At 65.1% G+C, this 19888-nt stretch carries 12 protein-coding genes and 1 pseudogene; 5 read left to right on the top strand and 8 right to left on the bottom strand.

From position 1 onward, the window contains the following. Positions 1 to 340: 340 nt before the first annotated feature. Together ACQVLG_RS27835 and ACQVLG_RS27830 are read left to right on the top strand one after the other, a co-directional pair. Positions 341 to 3274, top strand: a complete 2934-nt coding sequence (locus ACQVLG_RS27835) for an NAD(P)-binding protein (protein WP_474295827.1) — start codon at positions 341 to 343, stop codon at positions 3272 to 3274. A 22-nt stretch (positions 3275 to 3296) separates the two neighbouring features. Beyond that, positions 3297 to 4187 (top strand): alpha/beta hydrolase, encoded by an 891-nt coding sequence (locus ACQVLG_RS27830; RefSeq protein ID WP_474291966.1) that lies wholly within the window; start codon positions 3297 to 3299, stop codon positions 4185 to 4187. Here the strand turns inward: ACQVLG_RS27830 and ACQVLG_RS27825 are convergent. Together ACQVLG_RS27825 and ACQVLG_RS27820 are read right to left on the bottom strand one after the other, a co-directional pair. Beyond that, positions 4172 to 4699, bottom strand: coding sequence for an Hpt domain-containing protein (locus ACQVLG_RS27825; protein WP_474291965.1), 528 nt, complete (start codon positions 4697 to 4699; stop codon positions 4172 to 4174). The genes ACQVLG_RS27830 and ACQVLG_RS27825 overlap by 16 nt on opposite strands. A 110-nt stretch (positions 4700 to 4809) precedes the next feature. After that, positions 4810 to 7134 (bottom strand): 7TMR-DISM family protein, encoded by a 2325-nt coding sequence (locus ACQVLG_RS27820; protein ID WP_474291964.1) that lies wholly within the window; start codon positions 7132 to 7134, stop codon positions 4810 to 4812. A gap of 94 nt (positions 7135 to 7228) precedes the next feature. On the opposite strand from ACQVLG_RS27820, the pseudogene ACQVLG_RS27815 reads away from it, so the two are divergent. Next, positions 7229 to 7860 (top strand): annotated as a pseudogene (locus ACQVLG_RS27815) (LysE family translocator). Here the strand turns inward: ACQVLG_RS27815 and ACQVLG_RS27810 are convergent. Together ACQVLG_RS27810 and ACQVLG_RS27805 are read right to left on the bottom strand one after the other, a co-directional pair. After that, positions 7823 to 8572: a YceI family protein gene (locus ACQVLG_RS27810; protein WP_474291963.1), complete on the bottom strand. Its 750-nt coding sequence runs from the start codon at positions 8570 to 8572 to the stop codon at positions 7823 to 7825. The pseudogene ACQVLG_RS27815 and the gene ACQVLG_RS27810 sit on opposite strands and share 38 nt — an antisense overlap. Positions 8573 to 9103: 531 nt before the next feature. Next, positions 9104 to 11800 carry a M1 family metallopeptidase gene (locus tag ACQVLG_RS27805; RefSeq protein WP_474291962.1) on the bottom strand — a complete coding sequence of 899 codons (2697 nt, stop codon included), beginning with the start codon at positions 11798 to 11800 and terminating at the stop codon, positions 9104 to 9106. 264 nt (positions 11801 to 12064) lie between these two features. Between ACQVLG_RS27805 and ACQVLG_RS27800 the strand changes: the two genes are divergently transcribed. Next, positions 12065 to 12688 (top strand): glutathione S-transferase family protein, encoded by a 624-nt coding sequence (locus ACQVLG_RS27800; RefSeq protein ID WP_474291961.1) that lies wholly within the window; start codon positions 12065 to 12067, stop codon positions 12686 to 12688. 90 nt (positions 12689 to 12778) lie between these two features. On the opposite strand, the gene ACQVLG_RS27795 is transcribed toward ACQVLG_RS27800, so the two are convergent. The 4 genes from ACQVLG_RS27795 to ACQVLG_RS27780 form a co-directional block, all read right to left on the bottom strand. After that, the gene (locus ACQVLG_RS27795; protein WP_474291960.1) at positions 12779 to 14884 is read right to left on the bottom strand and encodes a prolyl oligopeptidase family serine peptidase; all 2106 of its coding nucleotides are present in this window, start codon (positions 14882 to 14884) and stop codon (positions 12779 to 12781) included. A 180-nt stretch (positions 14885 to 15064) separates the two neighbouring features. Beyond that, positions 15065 to 15724 carry a hypothetical protein gene (locus ACQVLG_RS27790; protein ID WP_474291959.1) on the bottom strand — a complete coding sequence of 220 codons (660 nt, stop codon included), beginning with the start codon at positions 15722 to 15724 and terminating at the stop codon, positions 15065 to 15067. A 12-nt stretch (positions 15725 to 15736) separates the two neighbouring features. Next, a complete protein-coding gene (locus tag ACQVLG_RS27785) occupies positions 15737 to 16330 on the bottom strand; it encodes a DUF4304 domain-containing protein (RefSeq protein WP_474291958.1) in 594 nt (197 codons plus the stop codon). Between the two features lie 179 nt (positions 16331 to 16509). Then, positions 16510 to 18240, bottom strand: a complete 1731-nt coding sequence (locus ACQVLG_RS27780) for a CehA/McbA family metallohydrolase (RefSeq protein ID WP_474291957.1) — start codon at positions 18238 to 18240, stop codon at positions 16510 to 16512. A 337-nt stretch (positions 18241 to 18577) separates the two neighbouring features. On the opposite strand from ACQVLG_RS27780, the gene ACQVLG_RS27775 reads away from it, so the two are divergent. Further along, positions 18578 to 19873, top strand: a complete 1296-nt coding sequence (locus ACQVLG_RS27775; protein WP_474291956.1) for an MFS transporter — start codon at positions 18578 to 18580, stop codon at positions 19871 to 19873. Positions 19874 to 19888 lie beyond the last annotated feature (15 nt).

Here is a 19888-nt window from a genome sequence, read left to right as displayed (position 1 = left end):
GCTTGTCCCTGCCCCTTCCGGCTGAGCCTATGCATCTTGGCAAATCCTTTAATTTATTTCATATCATTCATTGATCTTTCTCAAATACACTGTAGAAATCTTGTTTGAATGAAACTTAAAGGGGACAGGGCAATGACGGCGACACCTTCGGCAAGACCTTCGTATATCTATCAGGGCGGTTCGGTGATGATGCATGCGCCGCTGCAATTGAAACAGTCGGAAATGTACGGCTATTTTGTCCGCGGCGATCTGGCGAAATTGCAAGCGACCGTGAATACCACCCTGAACCAGGTGGCAGGCAGCAAGATGACCCTGAAAGCCCTGTCGCCGTACGTACGTGATGCTGACGTTTACGCGCGTCAACCATGCGGATTCAAGCAACCCCGTCGACCAGGCCAAGGGCTGGATCACGGAAGTCGACATCGTCACCTGGATCATGGTGGGCGAAATGGATGCGGCGGGCAAGCTCGCGCATATCTATTGGTATCCATGCCATATTTTTGTCGATGACGCGATGGCCCTGATCAACGGGCGCGAACTGTTCGGCTATCCGAAATACCTGTGCGACTACGAGATTCCCGCCGCCGGCAGCGAGCCGCTGCGCTGTTCCGTCGCCGCCAAGGGTTTCCAGCATTTCTCGCCGGAAACGAAACTGGCCCTGCACCCGCTGCTCGAAGTCAATGCCACCGTGCAGACGGGGCCGCACAAACCCGTCAACAGCTTTTTGGAACTCATCGAGCAGGCATTCCAGATTTTCCTCTCCATCTCCGATTTCTTCGACATGGACCAGGCCGGCTGGGCCGATATCCTGTCCTTGCTGCGCAATCCACGCATCGACCAGATATTCCTCAAGCAATTCCCCGACAGCGCGGGCGTGAAAGCCGTGTACCAGGCCCTGGTGGCCGCGCCGGCCGAGATCAACCGCCTGCACAGCGCGCGCCTGCTCGGCTATGAATACGAATGCACGGTGCACGCTTTCGACAGCTTCCCGCTGGACCAGACCCTGGGTTTGCAGCTGGGGCCGCAGGCGGCGATCTTGCCGTTCAACGTCAATTTCGACTTCACGGCCATGCCGGGCGAGGAGCTGGTCGACAACTCGCGCATCGCGCCGGAAAAGATCGCCATCCTCGGCGGCGGCGTGGCCGCCATGACGGCGGCGTATTATTTGACGAACCAGCCGGGCTGGCAAAACCGGCACGCCATTACCGTCTACCAGCTGGGCTGGCGCCTGGGCGGCAAGGGCGCCAGCGGGCGCAATGCGCAGGCGGGCCAGCGCATCGAGGAACACGGCTTGCACATCTGGTTCGGCTTCTACGCGAACGCCTTCAGGATGATCAAGGAAGCGTATGCCAGCCTGGAGCGCCCGCCCGGATCGCCGCTGGCCACCTGGCGCGACGCTTTCAAGCAGCACGATTACGTGGCCCTGTCGGAAGACGTCAAGGGCAAGTGGCGCAACTGGTCGATCGTCTTTCCCACCTTGCCGGGCGAGCCGGGCGAGGGCGGCGAAGACATCACGCTGTGGCAGATGGCCATCGCCATGGTGGGCTGGATCGAGCAGTGGCTGCGCCAGATCCGGCAGGTGGCCGATGCCGATGCGCGCATCGTGCGTGCCAGTGCATCGCAGGGCGAAGGCGTGTGGCCGGGCTGGCTGCGCCGCCTGGCCGATGAAGTGGTGGGGCAGGCCGATGAACTGGGGCTGGACGTGGGCCTGTCCGTGGGCGCGCTGGCGGCCCTGGTGGCCGACCTGGCGCCCGATTCCACGCGCCACGACCAGGCCCGCCACCAGCTGCTGGCCAGCACCCTGAACGGCATCCGCGCCTGGCTGCGCCTGCGCTACCGCGCCCTGATCGATGGCGACGATGAATTGCGCCGCCTGTTCACCTGCCTGGACCTGGGCATCACGGTCATGAAAGGCATGTTCGAGGATGGCGTGTTCAAGCACGGCTTCGACGTCATCAACGACATCGATTTCCGTGCCTGGCTCAAAAAACATGGCGGCGACGAGCAGTTCAGCGTCAATTCGGCGCCCGTGCGCGGCTTTTACGACCTGGTGTTCGCCTACGAGGGCGGCGATTTCGCCAAGCCGAACATCGAGGCGGGCACCTTGCTGCGGGCGATGGCGCGCATCGGCCTGGCCTACAAGGGCGGCATCATGTTCAAGATGCAGGCCGGCATGGGCGACACGATTTTTACGCCGCTGTACGAGGTGCTGAAAAAACGGGGCGTGGAATTCAAGTTCTTCCAGCGCGTGGAGGAACTGGTGCCGGGCGCGGGCGACATCGACAGCATCCGCATCACGCAGCAGGTGCAATTGAAGGATCCGGCAGCCGGCTATGCGCCGCTGGTCGACGTCAAGGGCCTGGCTTGCTGGCCCAGCGCGCCCGACTATGCGCAGCTTGATCCAGCGCAAGCGGCGCTGCTGCAAGGGCAGGAAGTCAACCTGGAATCGTACTGGAGCGACTGGCCGCAGCAATACCAGCAAGCGTTCGGCCGGCAGCTGCCCGCCACGATCCTGAAGAAGGGCGTGGATTTTGACAAGGTGGTGTTCGGCATTTCCATCGGCTCACTGCCGGCCCTGTGCCCGCAGCTGCTGGCGCAAAGTCCGGCCCTGCAACTGGCATCGGACAAGGTGAAAACGGTGGCCACGCAGGCTTATCAGGTGTGGCTGAACAAAAACCTGGCGCAGATGGGCTGGACCACGCAGCCGAAGGGCCAGCAGCCCGTGCTGTCGGCCTTCACGGAGCCGTACGATACGTGGGCACCGATGGATCAACTATTGGCGCACGAGGACTGGCCGGCGGGGCTGGAACCGAAAAACGTCTCGTATTTTTGCAGCGCCTTCCCCGTCGACAGCTACCCGCCCGTCACCGATACGGATTTCCCCGCCCGCTGCGCGGCCAGGGCGAAGCAGGGCGCGCTGCACCAGCTGGAACGCGAGATCGGCGCGCTGTGGCCCGAGGCGGGCGCGCCGGGCGCGTTCCCGTGGCAATGGCTGGTCGACGCGAAGCAGGGCACCGGGCCGGCGCGCTTCGACAGCCAGTACTGGCGCGCCAACGTCGACCCGTCCGAGCGCTACGTGATGTCGGTGGTGAACAGCACGCAGTACCGGCTGGCCACCGACCAGTCGGGCTTCAGTAACCTGTTCCTGACGGGCGACTGGATCAGGACGGGCATCAATGCGGGCTGCGTGGAGGCGGCCGTGATGGCCGGCATGCAGACTTCGCGCGCCATGACGGGCTATCCGGCCGTGATCCAGGGCGAGACGGATTTCTAGTCATGCAAGGCCTGATGCTGCTGTGTCTTGTCCTGATCCACCTGCACGCGGGCGCCGCGCCGGCGGCTCGATTTTCCTGTGGCCAGGCGCGCCGCCCGGTGGCGCGGCGCCGGGGCCGCAGCGCGCCAGCGCCAGGGGTTCCATCACGCAGGTGGAGCAGCCTTACCTGATCGTGCACCGCCCGGCGCAGCCGAACGGCACGGCCATCCTGCTGGTCAGCGGCGGCGGTTATGCGCATATCGAGGCGGGCAAGGAAAGCGGACCGGCCGCCGCCTGGCTGCAGGCGCAGGGCATCACGGCGTTTGAACTCGTGTACCGCCTGCCGCGGGAGGGCGGCGGCGTTGCCGCGCCGTTCCAGGATGGCCAGCGGGCCATGCGCGTGCTCCGCGCGCGCGCCGCCGAGTGGCGCATCGACCCGGCGCGCATCGGCATGCTGGGTTTTTCCGCCGGCGCGCACCTGGCCGGCATGACGGCCGTCCAGCCGGACGCCGCCCTGTATGCGCCCGCTGATGCGATCGATGGCGTATCGGCGCGGCCCGATTTCGTCGTGCTGCTGTACCCCGTGCTGACCATGCAGCCGCCGTTCGACACGACGCATGCGAAGAAAGAGCTGCTGGGCGCTCGCCCCACGCAGGCGGCGCGCGATGCGCTGTCGGTGGAATGGCACGTCGATGCGCGCACGCCGCCCGCCTTCATCGCGCAGGCGCTCGATGACCGCGTGTCGCCGCCCGAAAACAGTACATTGATGGCCGCCGCCCTGGGCCGCGCGGGCGTGCCGTTTGAGCTGCATCAGTTCCGGCACGGCGGCCATGGCTGGGGCCTGGGCAAGCCGGGCAGCGAGCCGGCCGCCTGGCCGCGGCTGTTGCTGGCGTGGCTGCAATCGCGTGGCTGGCTGCCTCAGGCTCCAGGCTGATTTTCCAGGTCGCGCCGCGCCACCTCCAGCGCCGCCTGCAGCTGCGGCAGGAATTGCTCCACGTTATCGAGCTGGCCGTTCGAGGCCAGGGTTTCCATCTGGTGGCACAGGCCGTGCAGGGTGGGGCGGCTCAGGTAGCCGGCGCTGCCTTTCAAGGCGTGGAAGGCGGCGGCCGCTGCGCTGGCATTGCCGTCGCGCACGGCGTGGCAAGCCAGGTCCAGGCGCCGCGGCGCTTCCGTCAAAAACGCTTGTGCGATGCGCTGCAAGTGCTGCGGCGACAGGCCCGCCAGCGGCAGGATGTGCACGGGCGCCGTCATGGGATCGGCCGGCGCCGGCGTTTGCGCCTGCGCGCCGCCGGCGTCGTCCAGGCCGAACTGGCGCGCCAGCGTGTCGTCCCCGGCGGACGCAGCGGGCGGCAGGGCGTGGCCGCGCGCCAGCAGCAGGTCGATGACGGCGTCGATTTTCTCGAACAGCAGCGCTTCGTCGACGGGCTTGCTGAGGAAGTCGTCCATGCCGGCGGCCAGGTAGCGTTGCCGGTCATGTTCGCTGGCGTTGGCCGTCAGGGCGATGATGGGAATGTGCGCGTCGGGAATGGGGAATTGGCCGTTGCCGCCGTCGCGGATCAGGCGCGCGGCCTGTTCGCCGTCCTTTCCGGCATGCGGCCATCCATCAGCACGCAGTCGTAGGGGCCGGATCCCAGCGCGCGTAGCGCCTGCTCGCCGTTTTCCACGATGGTCACGTCATGGCCCATGCTTTCGAGCAGGGTGCCGATGATGATCTGGTTGGTGCGCACGTCTTCGGCGCACAGGATGCGCAGGCGGCAGGCATGGCGCGCCTGGCGTGCCGGCCGGCGCGCATCGGCCGCGGGCGCGCTGCCGGGCGTCAGCGGCAAGGTGAAATGAAAGCGCGAACCGATGCCGACCCGGCTTTCCACGCCGATCGTGCCACCCATCAGTTCGACCAGTTCCTTGCAGATGGCCAGGCCCAGGCCCGTGCCGCCGTAGCGGCGCGTGGTGGAATGGTCGGCCTGCTCGAATTTCTGGAACAAGCGCGGCAAGGTGTCCGCGTCGATGCCGGGGCCCGTGTCGCTGATGATGAATTCGATGTCGCTGCGGCCATCGCGGCGCGGCGGCGTGCGGGCGCGCCGCACTTCCAGCAGCACTTCGCCATTCGCTGTGAATTTCAGCGCGTTGCCCAGCAGGTTGATGAGGATTTGCCGCAGGCGCGTGGGATCGGCGCGCACGTAGCGGGGCAAGTCCAGCGCCAGCTCGCGGCGCAGCAGCAGGCTCTTGGCGTCGGCCTGGCCCTGCACGATGCCGGCCGCGTCGCCGATCAGCGCCAGCAGGTCGAAATCCACCGTTTCCAGGGTCAGCTTGCCCGCGTCGATCTTCGAGAAATCGAGGATGTCATTGAGAATGGTCAAGAGCGAGACGCCATTGTGCAGGCCGATGCGCAGGTATTCCTGCGTGCGGCCCTTGACGGACTGGTCGCGCAGGGCGAATTTCAGCATGCCGATCACGCCGGCCAGCGGCGTGCGGATGTCGTGGCTCATGGCGGACAGAAAATCGATGCGGTGGCGGCTGACCACTTCCGCGTGCTCCTTGGCTTTCAGCAGGGCGTCGTTGCTGAGGGTCAGCGCCAGGGTGCGTTCCTGCACCCGCTGTTCCAGGTTGTTGCGCAGCAGGCGGATCTGGTCGGCCAAGGCAAAGGCCAGCAGCAAGCCGTCCAAGGTGCCGCCGAGCAAGGTCACCAGCTGGGCGTTGGCCACCATGGCCGGCATCAGGCCCAGGTTGGCCGGCAGGATCAGAAAGCCGGGCAGCATCAGGGCGACGAAGGCCAGCACGAAGAAGCGCGCCGGCTGGTAGCCGCGGCGCCAGACGACGATGCCGCAGACGAGCGCGAGCAGCATCCAGATGCTGATGGCGATGGTGGCCAGCGTGTGCGCATACGACAGGGCGAAGAAGCAGCTGGGCAAGAGCAGCAGGGGCAGCACCAGGTTGACCTTGCTGAGGCGGTACAGCAGGGGCGAGTAGTCGCGCAGGTGCAGGAAATGCATGTAGAACAGGGTGCTGAAGACGGGCAGCAGGAAAAACGGCACGTAATGCAGCTGCAGCTGGTGCCAGTCGAACAGGTCGGCAAAGACGTGGAAGGTCATGGCCCAGGCCAGGCCATACATCAGCACGTACAGCGCGTAATACGCCGAGGCTTTGTCCAGGGTGATGGAAAAGATGAAGAAATTGAACAGGCCCAGCGCCAGCAAGGCGCCGATGGACGCCACCATCAGGAAGTTTTCCTTGCCCACCAGCTTGCGGTAGTCTTGCTGCGTCTTCACGCCGAACAGGGGCGCGCGCGCGTAATAAGGGCTGGAAAAGCGGATCAGGATGTCATACGTGGCGCCTGGCGCCAGCTGCACGTTCCTGCCGTAGTGCAACAAATACTCGTGCGGACGCTGGTAGCCCGTCAGCAAGGTCTGCGGCGGCGTGTGCGGCCCGGGGCCATACACGTAGACGTCGACCAGGTCGATCAGGGTGTCGTTCGGGTCGATGACCCAGGCCGCTTCGCCGCTGTCGTTGCGCACCTGCGCATGCAGCCAGTAGGCGCCGCCGAACAGGTCGACCTGGCCGGCCGGGCGCTGGCGCGCCAGCCAGGCGGGCAGGGCGGCCGCATCGGCAGGCGCGGCGTCATTACTGGCGAGAAATAGTTGCCCGCCATCATCCAGATGAGCGATGCCTTGCTTGCTCAGGGGCAAGGGTGCCGCCTGCGCGGCGCCCGCCAGGCCCAGCAGACCGAACAGCAGGCCGAGCAGGAGCGGCCAGCCGCATAGCCAGGCGCAGACGCGGGAGCTGGGAGCGCGGTGGCGGGAAAGGGGCGGGTGGGCTGGCATCGATGGATTGGGTGGTGGTCGCGCGGGAAATGGCGGCAACGCCGTTTGCTGTGGAGTGCTCATTTTAATCGACTCTCGGTGACACACGGGCAATTTCCTGCCCTGCCGGCATGGCGGCCGCTCCGGTATCATGTCGGCTTTTGCCTGCGAGATATTCATGCTCAGTCCTGACCAGTTCCTGGCCTTCCTGGCCGCCGCCGTTTTGATCACCGCCAGTCCCGGCCCCGACAACCTGATGGTGCTGGGCGTGGGCATGTCGCGCGCGGGCGCCGCCAGGGCATGGCCTTCGGCCTGGGCTGCGCCCTTGGCTGCCTCACGCACACCGTGCTGGCGACCATCGGCGTATCGGCCCTGCTGGCCGCCTCGCCCACGGCCTTTACGGCGCTGAAAGTGGCTGGCGGGCTGTACCTGGTGTGGCTGGGCATCGGCGCCTTGCGCAGCCGTGGCGGCGCCAGAGTCGATGGCGCGGCCGCCTTGCCCGACGAGTCCTTGCTGCGTTTGTTCGGCAAAGGGCTGTTTGCCAACAGTATCAATCCGAAAGTCGTGCTGTTTTTCCTCTCGTTCCTGCCGCAGTTTATCGTTGCCGGCCAGGGCAATGCCAGCTGGCAGACGGCGCAGCTGGGCCTGGTCTTCACGGCGCAGGCGTGCGTGCTGTTCGGCCTGCTCGGCTATTTTTCCGGCGCCGTCGGCCTGTGGCTGAACCGCCGCCCGCGCGCCGGCCTGTGGCTGGACCGCGTGGCCGGCACCATTTTCATCGGCCTGGGCTTACGCCTGATCCTGGCGCGCTGAGGTCTTGCCGGGCGGTAATCCGGAACGCCAGTTCCATCTGATCCTGCACGGCCATGGCACCGCCCAGGACGGCAAACGGCACGATGCCGAAGTCGCTCTGTTTCAGCAGCAGGCTGCTGCTGGCCTGCAGGCTGCGCCCATCGGCCGCTTGCTCGATCCGCACGGGCAAGCGCACCGCGCGCGTCACGCCATGCAGGGTGATGTCCGCATCGAGCACCTGCTTGTCGCCCGTGCGGCGCGCCTCGATGCTGACCCACGGATAGCGCTCGGCCTCGAGCACGCGCACCAGCATGTTGTGGCGCGTGCCGGCGATGGCGTCGGCCGACGGCGTCGTCGACAGGCCGGCCGCCTGGCGCAAGCCTTCCTCGTCCACGCTCATCTCGTCCAGGCGGAAGCGGAACTGCGCGCGCCCCGGCGCGGGCGCCACCACGCCTTGCAGGGTGCGGCTGGCCACCACGTGGTCATGCCCGAGCCGCGCCAGCGCGCCGCCGCGGCGCACGGTGATGGTCAGCAGGGATTCTGCTGGCACGATGTGCAGCAGCTGCATGCCCGGCTGCTGCCACGCGGGCGCGGGCATGGCGGCAGGGGCGGCAGGAACGGCCAGCGCGGGAGCCGGCGCCGGAGGCAGGGGCGTGCAGGACGCCAGCACGGCGCAGGCGAGCAGGAAGGCGGTGCGGATGGCTGAGGGCGGGCGGCGGTTCTGGCTGAACATGAGGGCAGAAGGGACAAGGGCGATGGGGGAATGGTACGCGATCCGCGCGGCGGCGCGCGCGCAATGTTAGAGCTACGTCATAAGGCGGTCATATGGCGCTGTTATGATGCATTCGTTGGCACACAGCATGCGGTGCGCAAATCACTACGTTCCGGGAGCGATAGGATGCAGGCATGACTCAACAGCTTAGCCGGTGAGCTCAACCATCGGCACCAGACATGTAAAAATTGTTTTATGGCAAGATCCGCAGGGCGGGGCAAGGGAAATGCAGGAATTGGGCGGGGATTTAATGAAGTCCTAAGCCTGACTCAATGAAGGACTGGCATAGTGGACACATGGCGCACGGAAACCCCGGGCGCAAGGTTGCCGGACACCTCAATGACCGGCACGATTTCCACTTTTTCATGTGTTTTTCCCGTTTTATCCCTGCGCTCTGAAACAGCGTTTCAACCGGCTACCGCACCTTGCGAAGCCGGTTTTTTTTTGCCTGCGTTTTCATCACTTCCCGGCGCCGCGGCGCCGGGAAACCACTTAGCCGGCCTGTTTTGCCAGCCACGCATCGACGGCCGGCAGGCGCTCGGCGCGTACCTTGATGCGGTATTTGATGCCGGCCACGGAACTGTCGGCGTCGCCGCGCGCGCTGGCCGGCAGGTTGGCCTGCGCGTACGCTTCCAGCTTGGCGATCATCTCCGGCTGCGCCGAGCCGGCTGCCAGGCGCGGGAAGTAGCGGCTGCGCGAACTGGCGTCGATGCGCGCATTGACTTGCTCCAGGTGCGCCAGCGCAAAGTCGAAGGCCAGTTCCGGATGCGTGCGCGACACGCGCGAGATCATGGCCGGGCTGTTGGTCACGCCCGGTTCATCCGTCAGCGCCAGCGCCAGCGCGCGCTGCGCCAGGGCGGGATCATCGCTCGATGCCAGCAGGTCGTACAGCTGGTTCTTCACCAGCGGCGTCTTTTCCTGCTGCGCCCTGGCGTGCAGCTGCTCCCAGGTGGCGGCGTCCGCATGCTGCGCCACCACGCCCAGGATGGTGCGGCGCAGCGGCGCGGGCATGGCGGACGGGTCTTGCTCGCTGGCCGCGTAGCGGCGGCGCGCCTCGGCGATCACGCCGGGCTCGCCCATGTCGCCGAGGATGGCAATCAGGCGTCCGCGCAGGGTCGCCACGCTCGACGCTTCGCCAGCGCGCGCTTCCCAGCCCGTCTGCGCCATCATCGGCGCCAGGCGCGCCATGGCGAAGCGGCCGAAAGCCTGCTGGCGCGCGGCATCATCTCCCGCATACTGCTCATACAGGCCGTTCAGCGATGCGGCCACCCGGCCCAGCACTTGCGGATCGGCCGACAGGGGCGTGGCTTTCACCAGTTCCAGGAAACCGGCCGGGTCTTGCAAGCCCGCCATGCCCAGCGACTGGCTGTCCGCCAGCAAGCCCAGTTGATCGATCGGCGCCAGGCGCGCGAAGCTGCCCGCCAGCGCGTGCGTGCCGGCGGGCGCGTACAGGGTGCGGTAGTAGCCGCTCTGGCCCGCATTCACCAGCAGGGCGCCGCAGCCGGGCACGTTCAGGGTGGCCTTGCCGTTCTTGAGCACCACCTTGGCCAGCTTGCCGTTGCCGACGGTCGACGCGATCACCGGCACTTTCCACGACAGCGGCTTCTTGTCCGGCTGGTCCTTGGAAAATTCCGTCTGCGTCAGGGTCACGCGCGTGCTGCCCTTCCTGCACACGGCGTCGCCCACGGTGATCATCGGCACGCCCGGCTGCAGGGTGAAATCATGGGCGATGGCGCTGACGGGCTTGCCCGCGGCCGCATCGACTTCGCGCCACAGGTCGTCCGACACCGTATTGCCATACGCATGCTTGCGCATGTAGCTGCGCACGGCCGTGCGCCACGTGTCGGCGCCCACATACGCTTCGAGCATGCGGATCACCGCTTCGCCCTTTTGATACGTGATGCCGTCGAAGGCCTGGCTGGCCTGTTCCACGGTGGCGATGCGCTGCACCACCGGGTGCGTGGTGCGCAGCGCGTCCTGGCTCATGGCCGATTCGCGCCCGCCCACGTTGGACAGGGCCGTGTTCCACTCGGGGTGCAAACGCTCCGTGGTGCGGCTTTCCATCCACGACGCAAAGCCTTCGTTGAGCCACAGGTCGTCCCACCAGCGCATGGTGACCAGGTCGCCGAACCACTGGTGCGCCATTTCATGCGACAGGGTGGTGTAGATGTTTTCCTTGTCCGACTGGGTCGAGATGGCCGGGTCGAGCAGCAGGCCGTATTCGAAGGTGAAGACGGCGCCCCAGTTTTCCATGGCGCCGAAGAACTGGCTGCGGCCCGGCGCGGCGATGTTGTCGAGCTTGGGCAACGGATAGCGCACGCCGAAATAATCGTTGTACTCGCGCAGCAGGGCGGCCGACTCGTCGAGCGCGAAGCGGCTTTGCGCCAGCGCGCCCTTTTTCGTGATGACGCCCACTTCCGTGCCGTCGGCCATCTTTGTCGCCCGTTCGAAGTCGCCCAGGCCGAAGAACAGCAGATACGTCGACATGCGCGGCGTGGTGGCGAAATACACGTGCTTCATGCCATTGCCCAGCTCTTCGCTGCTGGCGATGGGCATGTTGCCGACGGCCATCTGGCTGCTCGGCACGATCACGTCCAGCGCGAAGGTGGCCTTGTAGTCCGGTTCATCCCACGACGGCAGCATGCTGCGCGCGTCGGAATTTTCGAATTGCGTGTACAGCGCGCGCTGGCGCCCTTGCGGCGTGTCGTAGTCGAGCGAGAACAGGCCCGTCGCCTGCGTGCCGATCTTGCCGCTGTAGTCGATGCGCAACAGGTATTCGCCCTTGGCCAGCGGCTCGGCAAAATGCACGGTGGCCGTCTGCTTGTCCGCATCGAACTCGATCTTGCGCGTCACCTGCTTGCTGCCGCCCGCGCCTTCGATGGCGGCGGCGGCAAACGCCAGGTTCAAGGCATTGAAGGTGATGCTGGCCGTCGGCGTGTCGACGGCCACCTTGATGGCCGCTGCGCCCTTGAAGGTGGCGGCGGCGGCGTCCGGCGTGATCGACAGCGCATAGTGCAAGGGCGTGACGCCGCGCGGCAGCTGCGTGGTGGTGCCGATGGCGTGGCTGGCCGAGGCGTGCCTGGCGGCCGGGGCGGCGTGGCCCGGGCTGAAGGCGGTGGCGGCGGTCAGTGCCAGGATGGCGGCGGCCAGTTGGCTGCGGCGGAAACGCGGAGTCGGTGTGCGATGCATGGTATGCCCTTCGTTCATGAGTAAAACGCCCGCCGGCGGGCGGATAGGCCGTGGGCGTTGATGGCGGTTGGGGGACATCGCTGGAACTGAAGGCCAGCGTTCCCGTACAGCAATCTAAGGCGAAACGGGGGCAAAGTCAACGCGCCAGGGGCGCCGCACCATGGCGGTGCGCTGGTATGATGGGCGACTGACCGTACTGCCACCGGCCAGTCCTTCAGATGATTGTCAACACCATCCACCACTACAACGAGACGAGACCTGCACATGAAACTGACTATCAGCCCCCGCACGCCCAATCCGCGCCGCGTCACCATGTTCATCGCCGAGAAGGGCATTATCGGCATCGAGGAAGTGGCGCTCGACCTGATGGCGGGCCAGCACCGCGATCCCGCCTTCCTGGCGAAAAACCCGCTGGGCCGCGTGCCCGTGCTGGAGCTGGACGACGGGCGCGTGCTGACCGAGACGCGCGCCATCTGCACGTATCTGGAAGGCTTGCAGCCGCAGCCGAACCTGATGGGCGAAGGCTTCGAGGAGCGCGCCTTCATTGAAATGGCCGACCGCCGCGTGGAACTGCACCTGTTCAGCGCCGCCGCCAACTGGGTGCGCCACGGCCATCCGGCCCTGGTGGCGCTGGAAAACCCGCAGTTTCCCGATTTCGCCACGGCGCAGGCGGGCAAGCTGCGCGAAACGGCGCAATGGCTGGACCAGGTGCTGGCCAGCCAGCCCTACATCGCCGGCGAGCGGTTTACGATTGCCGACATCACGGCTTTCTGCGCGCTGGAATTCGCGCGCGGGCTGATGAAGTACCGTCCCGGCGCGGAAGGTTTATCCAACCTGCAAGCCTACCGCGACCGCATCGCCGAGCGCCCCAGCGCGCAGGCAAAGTAAAGGCCAAATGCAGAACGCCTGCGCCGGAGTCTCCGGTGCAGGCGTTTTTGCTTGCGCAAGGCCCGTCGGGCCCCGTTTACTTCAACTTCTTTACTTCAGCTGCTCGTGCAGGAAGGTGTAGGTCAGCGCCCACATCAGCGCCTGCTGGTCGTTGTTGGCGGCACCCGCATGGCCGCCTTCCGTGTTTTCCCAGTACAGCACGTCGTGGCCTTGCTCTTCCATCTCTGCCACCATCTTGCGCGCATGGCCAGGGTGGACCCGGTCGTCGCGCGTCGAGGTGGTAAACAGCACGCGCGGATATTTCTTGTCCTTGAAGACGTTCTGGTACGGCGAGTACTTGCTGATGTATGCCCATTGTTCCGCCACATCCGGGTCGCCGTATTCTCCCATCCACGAGGCGCCCGCCAGCATCTTGTTATAGCGGCGCATGTCGAGCAGCGGCACCTGGCTGACGACGGCGTTGAACAAATCGGGACGCTGCACCAGCACGGCGCCCGTCAGCAGGCCGCCATTGCTGCCGCCCATGATGCCCAGGTGGCGCGGACTGGTGACCTTGCGCTTGATCAAGTCCTGCGCCACCGAGATGAAATCGTCATACGCGCGCTGGCGGTTTTCCTTCAGCGCCGCCTGGTGCCAGCGGGGACCGAATTCGCCGCCGCCGCGGATATTGGCCAGCACGTACACGCCGCCCTTGTTCAGCCACGCTTCGCCGATGATGCCGCTGTAGCTCGGTTTCAGCGACACTTCGAAGCCGCCATAGCCATACAGCACGGTGGGATTGCGGCCGTCGAACTTCGTCTTCTTGCCCATGATGGCGAAATACGGCACTTTGGTGCCATCCTTCGACGTCGATTCGAACTGCTCCACCTTGTACGGCGCGGCATCGAAGAAGGCGGGCAGCGACTTGATTTTCGTGCGCTTGTCGCTCTGCGCCGTGCCCAGGTACAGGGTGGTTGGATTGAGGAAGTCGGTTACCGTCAGGAAATACTGGTCGGAGTCGACGGGATCGAGCGCGCTGACGGCCAGGGTGCCCAGTTTCGGCGCATCGACGGCGCGGCGCTGCCACTTGCCGTTCACGTGGCGCAGTTCCGTCAGGCGGTTTTTCACTTTGTCCAGGGTGGTCACGAGGATGGCCGACTTCGTCGCCGTGACATTGTCCAGCGACGACGTGGCCGTGGGCGCGTACAGCACTTCCAGCGCCTGCCCGCCCTGCATGAAGGCCTTGAAATCCGTGGCCAGCAGCGAGCCTTGCGCATAGGTCTTGCCGTTGACCTTCCAGTCCGAACGCAGGGTGATGATCAATTGATCGCGCACGGTGAAGGCCGTGGCGTCGTCCGGTTTCGGCACTTTCTTCAAGCCGGCGCCGTCGCGCAGGAACATTTCTCCGCTGTAGAAAACGATCTGCCGCTCGATGAACTGGTGTTCGTGGCCGGGCGTGAAATCCTTGTAGGCGCCCGCGCTCAGGTCGTCGGGTTTCGCTTCATACAAGGTTTTCGCCTGCGCCAGCGGCGTGCCGCGCTGCCACTCCTTGATGATGCGCGGGTAGCCGGAACTGGTCATCGAGCCGGGGCCGAAATCGGTGGAGACGAACAAGGTATCCTGGTCGATCCAGCTGGCGCTGCCCTTCGCTTCGGGCAGGGTAAAACCGCCGTCGACAAACGCGCGTTTCGCCACGTCGTATTCGCGCACCACCTTGGCGTCGCCGCCGCCGCGCGACAGGGAAATCAGGCAGCGTTCGCCCTTCGGATACAGGCAGGAGGCGCCGCCCCAGACCCAGTTTTCACTCTCGCCGGCGGCCAGCTGGTCGAGATCGATCACGGTTTCCCACGCGGGTTCGGCCTGCTGGTACTGCGCCAGGGTGGTGCGGCGCCAGATGCCGCGCACGTGCTGGGCGTCGCGCCAGAAATTGTAGTAATACTCGCCTTCCTTGCTGACGTAGGGAATGCGTTCCTTCGAGTTGAGGATGGTTTTCAGGCGCGCCTGCAGGGCTGCGAAGCCGGGCTGGCTTTCCAGTTCCTTCGTGGTGACGGCATTATGCTGTTTGACCCAGGCCAGCGGCTTGTCGCCGAGGACTTCTTCCAGCCACAAATGGGGATCGGTGTTGGCGGCGGCAGGGGAGGGGGCTTGCGCATGGGCAATGCCCGCTGCGGCCAGGCCGAGCAGCATGCTGCTGGCGAAGGTGCGATATGACGACATGGTGGGTTTCCTGGTTGGTCCGATGGAGGCCGCTTTGCAGGCAAAACGGCGCAGCCATGGTGCCACGGATTGCTGTGGGGAACCAGTGTCTAGGGACGACTATTTGAAAAATAACATGTTTTTCTAATATTGTTTGCTGGAATGGATGCAGGCCGCAGAATCTGCGGCCTGTCGCGCCGTTCAGGAGGCGCCAGGTTCGGTCAGGGCGCTCACGGTAAGCCGCGTCTTTTCGACATCGCCGCCGTCAGGGTGATAAATCCACAATGCATCGTTGTCGCGGCTGTCGATGAACAGGATGCGCGTGTTTTCCTCGCCGATGGACAGGCAGGCCGCCAGCTCGGCCAGACTGAACGGCGCTGCCTGCTTCGAATCCGTGCCCGCCGCCTGTGCCAGGGTTTGCGCAAAGCCGGCCAGCTGCCTGACTGCCAGATACCTTGTTCCATCCACCTCGACGTCTTGACACAGCGCGTCCAGGCTGTACAGCGTGAAGTGATCTTCATCGCTGACAATCGCCACGCCGGGACGCGGCTTTCCGCTGCGCAGGTGCTCGAGATAGGCCTGGGGCAGGGCCACTTTTTCGCTTGCCAGCCATTTTTCCAGCTGCTTGCCGCTTTGCTTCGCTACTTTGGCGGCCTTGGGGACGACGGCTTCGCAAGCCTGCGCTGTCCAGGCGACCGGATTGAACTGGAACGTCCTTGCGCATGCGGGGCAGTGCAGGAACATGAATGTCATTTTTTTGCCGATGGCCGTTTTCAAGAACGCTTCATCTGAGGCATCCATTGCGCTGGGGTCGAAATGGCGCCCGCAGTCGCCATCGTAGGGACAAGTGATTTCGGTCATGGTGTAGGGTGTTCAAGCATTGAAGTATTTATCCATACGCAAAGCGATCTCCTCTTTTTCTTGCGGATCAGATGCCTGGGGATTTCTTTCCCAGTAGGCAATGCCTTCGTTCAAGGCCCACAAGGCTTTTTCCTGCTTGCCCGCCATCAGATAGAAATCGCAGGCCCTGGCATGCGAGTCTTGCGCTTCGACCAGGGCCAGGGCCGCATTTTCCCAGTTGGACCGGTGGTCGAGCCAGGGAATGGCCAACGCCAGCAGATTGTCCCGCAGGCAAGCCATGACGGTTGCCCGATGGGATGGATCGACGAGCTGGTGTTCTTTGTCCTGTTTGCCATCGATGACAGGGAATTGCCAGTTCGGGATATTCCAGTCCGCCACGCCGCCAACGATATGGTTGACAGGTTCACGGCTGTAGCGCGCCGTGTGCCACGATGCGTAGGACCTGGACGCAACCTGATAGTGGCTCCAGAATGCCACGCAGACATGCTCTTCGTTGTATCGGTTGGCCTGGAAATGGATGGTCTGGATGAATTCGTTCTGCGTGCGCTTGAAGGTCAGCTGGCTTGGCGAGAACTTGAAGCCCGCTGCGGTCAGCGGCTCCAGCAAAGAACTCTTCAATATTGGCGATGATCAGTGCTTTTGGTTTCATCCTGTTCCCTGGCATTGACGGTTGCGCCGCCTTGTTGTCAAAACGGCGTTGCCATGTTGCCATAGATCAGTGTGCGTAACCGCCACGACGGGCAATCGTGCGAGGGAAAACCTGCTGCTATTGGCCGGGGGCGCGTTCACGGCAGCTGATTGATCCACACGGGCGCCGACCAGACGATATTGCCGTCGTCTTGCGTCAACCTTGCGTAATAGAAATGGGGGCCGGGCGCGGGCGTGAGGGTGAGCTCGGCCTGGTCCGATACTTGCGTGACGGAACCGTTGCCGCCCGGCACGCCGTGGAAGATGGCGACGGCGGCCGCTTGCCGTCCCGTGTCGTTGCTGAAATGGGTGGATAGCTGCAAAGGCCCGTGGTTGTCGAATCGCTCGCCCATCAGCTTGCCATTTGCCGTGAACAGCAGTTGCGCGTGCTTGTCCATGGTGGCAAACACGCGGCGCGCGCGCAGCGCGTCGAGGAAGCTGTCGCGCGACACGGGCATGCCGGCGGCCGGGCTGGCCACCAGCACGGCCGTGCGGTTGCCGTACGACGCCCCCCAGTTGGCGCAGTGGTTGTCCTGGTTGCTGCTGAAGGCCACGTGGTAGCCGGCCGCCAGGGCCCGGTTGCAGGCCGCCTCGTAGTTGCTGCGCCGCGTCTCCGTTTCCCCGTCGTTGGTGGAAAAAGCGGACGTGTTCATGACTTCGCACAGCACCATGGCCGCGTCGCCGTCCGGCGTGTAGCCGAGCGGCTGGCCGTAGACGAGAAACTGGCCCGTTTGCGCCGGGTGGTTGAACTGGCCGATCCAGCCCCGTTCGCGCATCAGCGCATACAGGGCGGCGTAGTCGCTTTTCGGCGTTGCCACGTCGGCCAGCAGTTCGCCCCGGGCATTTCTTTCCCAGCCCAGCAATTGCTCGCTGTTGAAGATGTTCAGGTGGCCGCCCTTGTTGATGACGCCCCATTCCATGCCGTACAGGGCCAGGAAGCCCGGGTGCGCGGCCGTGTACGCGGCCGCTTCGGCCAGCCCCGTCTGGTACAGGGTTTTTGCTTCGGCTGGCTCGGCCGCGCTGTTGGTGCCGTCGGAACCGTCATACATATGGTTGTGCTCGGATGTCAGCAGCGCGTCGAGGCCGTGATCTTGCGCATACTTGTATGCATCGATGGGGCCGAAGGGCGCCGTTTGCGGTTTCTGCGCGCCATGGCAGTCGTTCAGCGCCGCGCCGCCGTCGCTGTGGCGCGTCTGGCTGTGCAGGTTGGCGTAGACGATGCGGTAGCCAGGCTGGCCGTCCAGGCTGGGCAGCTGCAGCAGTCCGGCCCGGAAGGCGGGCACCCTGGGCGCCGTGCTGGCGCCCCGCTGCACCTGGATTTGCCACTGCTGTTCCACCTGCGCCTCGCGTGGGGTGCCGGCATCGGCCACGGCCAGCAGGCGCAGCGCGTACAAGCCGTCCGGCGCCAGCATGCGCCGTTCGCGCGCATCGGCATCGGCGCGGCCATCCCAGGGCAAGTTCACGCTCTTGCCGCCGGCGCCCACCTGTTCCGTGCCCGACCAGCGCTGCAGCACGGCCCCTTGCGGGCCGGGGCCGGACAGGGTCAAGGTCCAGCGCACCGCATGGGGGCGGCCCTCGTCCGGATAAGTGAGGCGCACAATAAATGTACGTGACTGCGCGCTGCGCGCCTGCGTGACCCGCTCGCCGCGCGCGGCGTGGAACGGTGCGAACACGGTCGCGTCCAGTTCGCTGTGCTCCCTGGGTTCGGGGGAGCCATCTTGCGCCGCGGCACTGTTACTCCAGGCGATCAACAACGCCCCCACGCAGGCGCACGCCAGCGCATGCGCCACACCGTGCCGTGACTGCCATTGCCGCAGTTGCCCGAGCATGCCGGCCTCCGCTTGATGAACTCAATAATAATTAGACAATCATTGCCACTTTCGAGTTCCGCGACGCACCAAGAAGAGGCGCGCCTGCACCGCCAGATGCCATGATCTGGCGCAAAGACCGTGCGGATAGGGGACGTCCCCCTTGGGACGGGCCTGGCACGGCGCTTGCTAAACAGGAGATACGGATCAACGGCGATCCCCTGAATAAACGCACAACGGTCCAACGACGGACCACCTGGACAACGGCGTCCGCTCTGGCTGATTTTTTCCATCGGCGGGGGCGGGCGCCGTTTTTGTTTGCATTTTTGTTATTTTCGGGATACTTCGGGAAACCATCATGGCCAGCCAAAAAGCAACAAGCATCGCGCTCTTCTCCCTCGCCACGCCGCCCATGCGGGCATTCCACCTGACGTGGATGGCATTTTTCGTGTGCTTCTTCGCCTGGTTCGCCTGCGCGCCGCTGATGCCGGTCATCAAGGGCGAGTTCGGCCTTTCCCTGGCGCAAGTGGCGAACATCAATATCGCCGCCGTCGCCATCACCATCCTCGTGCGCCTGATCGTCGGACCCTTGTGCGACCGCTACGGCCCGCGCAAGACCTATACGGGCTTGCTGCTGCTGGGCGCCATTCCCGTGCTGGGCGTGGCCGCGTCGCAAAGCTATGAAAGTTTCCTGTTCTTCCGCCTGGGCATCGGCGCCGTCGGTGCCAGCTTTGTCATTACGCAATATCACACCTCCGTGATGTTCGCCCCCCGCGTCGTCGGCACGGCGAATGCGGCGGCCGCCGGCTGGGGCAATGCGGGCGGCGGCGCGGCACAGGCCTTGATGCCCTTGCTGCTCGGTGCCGTAGTGATGCTGGGCGTGTCCGAGTCGCTGGGCTGGCGCGTGGCGCTGCTGGTGCCGGGCGTGCTGATGCTGGTCATGGCCGTGCTGTACTGGCGCTACACGCAGGATTGCCCGGAAGGCAATTACTCGGATTTGCGCAAGGCTGGCGTGTCTATTGAGGGGGGAAAGAAAGGCGGCTGGGCCAGCTTCAAGGCCGCCAGCAGCAATTATCGCGTGTGGCTGCTGTTCGTTACCTACGGCGCCTGCTTCGGCATCGAGATCTTCATCCACAACATCGCCGCCGTCTACTACGTCGACCATTTCGGCCTGTCGTTGAAATCGGCGGGCCTGGCCGCCGGCAGCTTCGGCTTGCTGGCCCTGTTTGCCCGCGCTTTGGGCGGCTGGCTGTCCGACAAACTGGCCCTGCGCGGCAACCTGAACAGCCGCGTCACCCTGCTGTTCATGCTGATGATCGGCGAAGGCGTGGGCTTGCTGTGGTTTGCCAAGGTCGACAGCGTCACGTATGCCGTTATCGCCATGCTGGTCTTCGGCCTGTTCACCCACATGGCGTGCGGCGCCACCTATGCGCTGGTGCCTTTCATCGACAGCCGCGCGCTGGGCGGCGTGGCCGGCATCATCGGCGCGGGCGGCAACGTGGGCGCCGTGGCGGCCGGCTTCCTGATGAAGGGCACGGGCGACATCCGCCAGACCCTGATCATCCTGAGCGCGCTGGTGGTGGTCTCGGCCCTGTGCGCCATCGCCGTGCGCTTTACCCGCGAAGCGGCCGAACCGAACATGGCCGCGGCCTGAGGAGAACGCAATGAA

The sequence above is a fragment of the Janthinobacterium sp. TPC_1 genome (assembly GCF_056037845.1).
The sequence above is the reverse complement of the archived record's forward strand: the minus strand, read 5'-3'. Positions and strand labels throughout refer to the sequence as shown.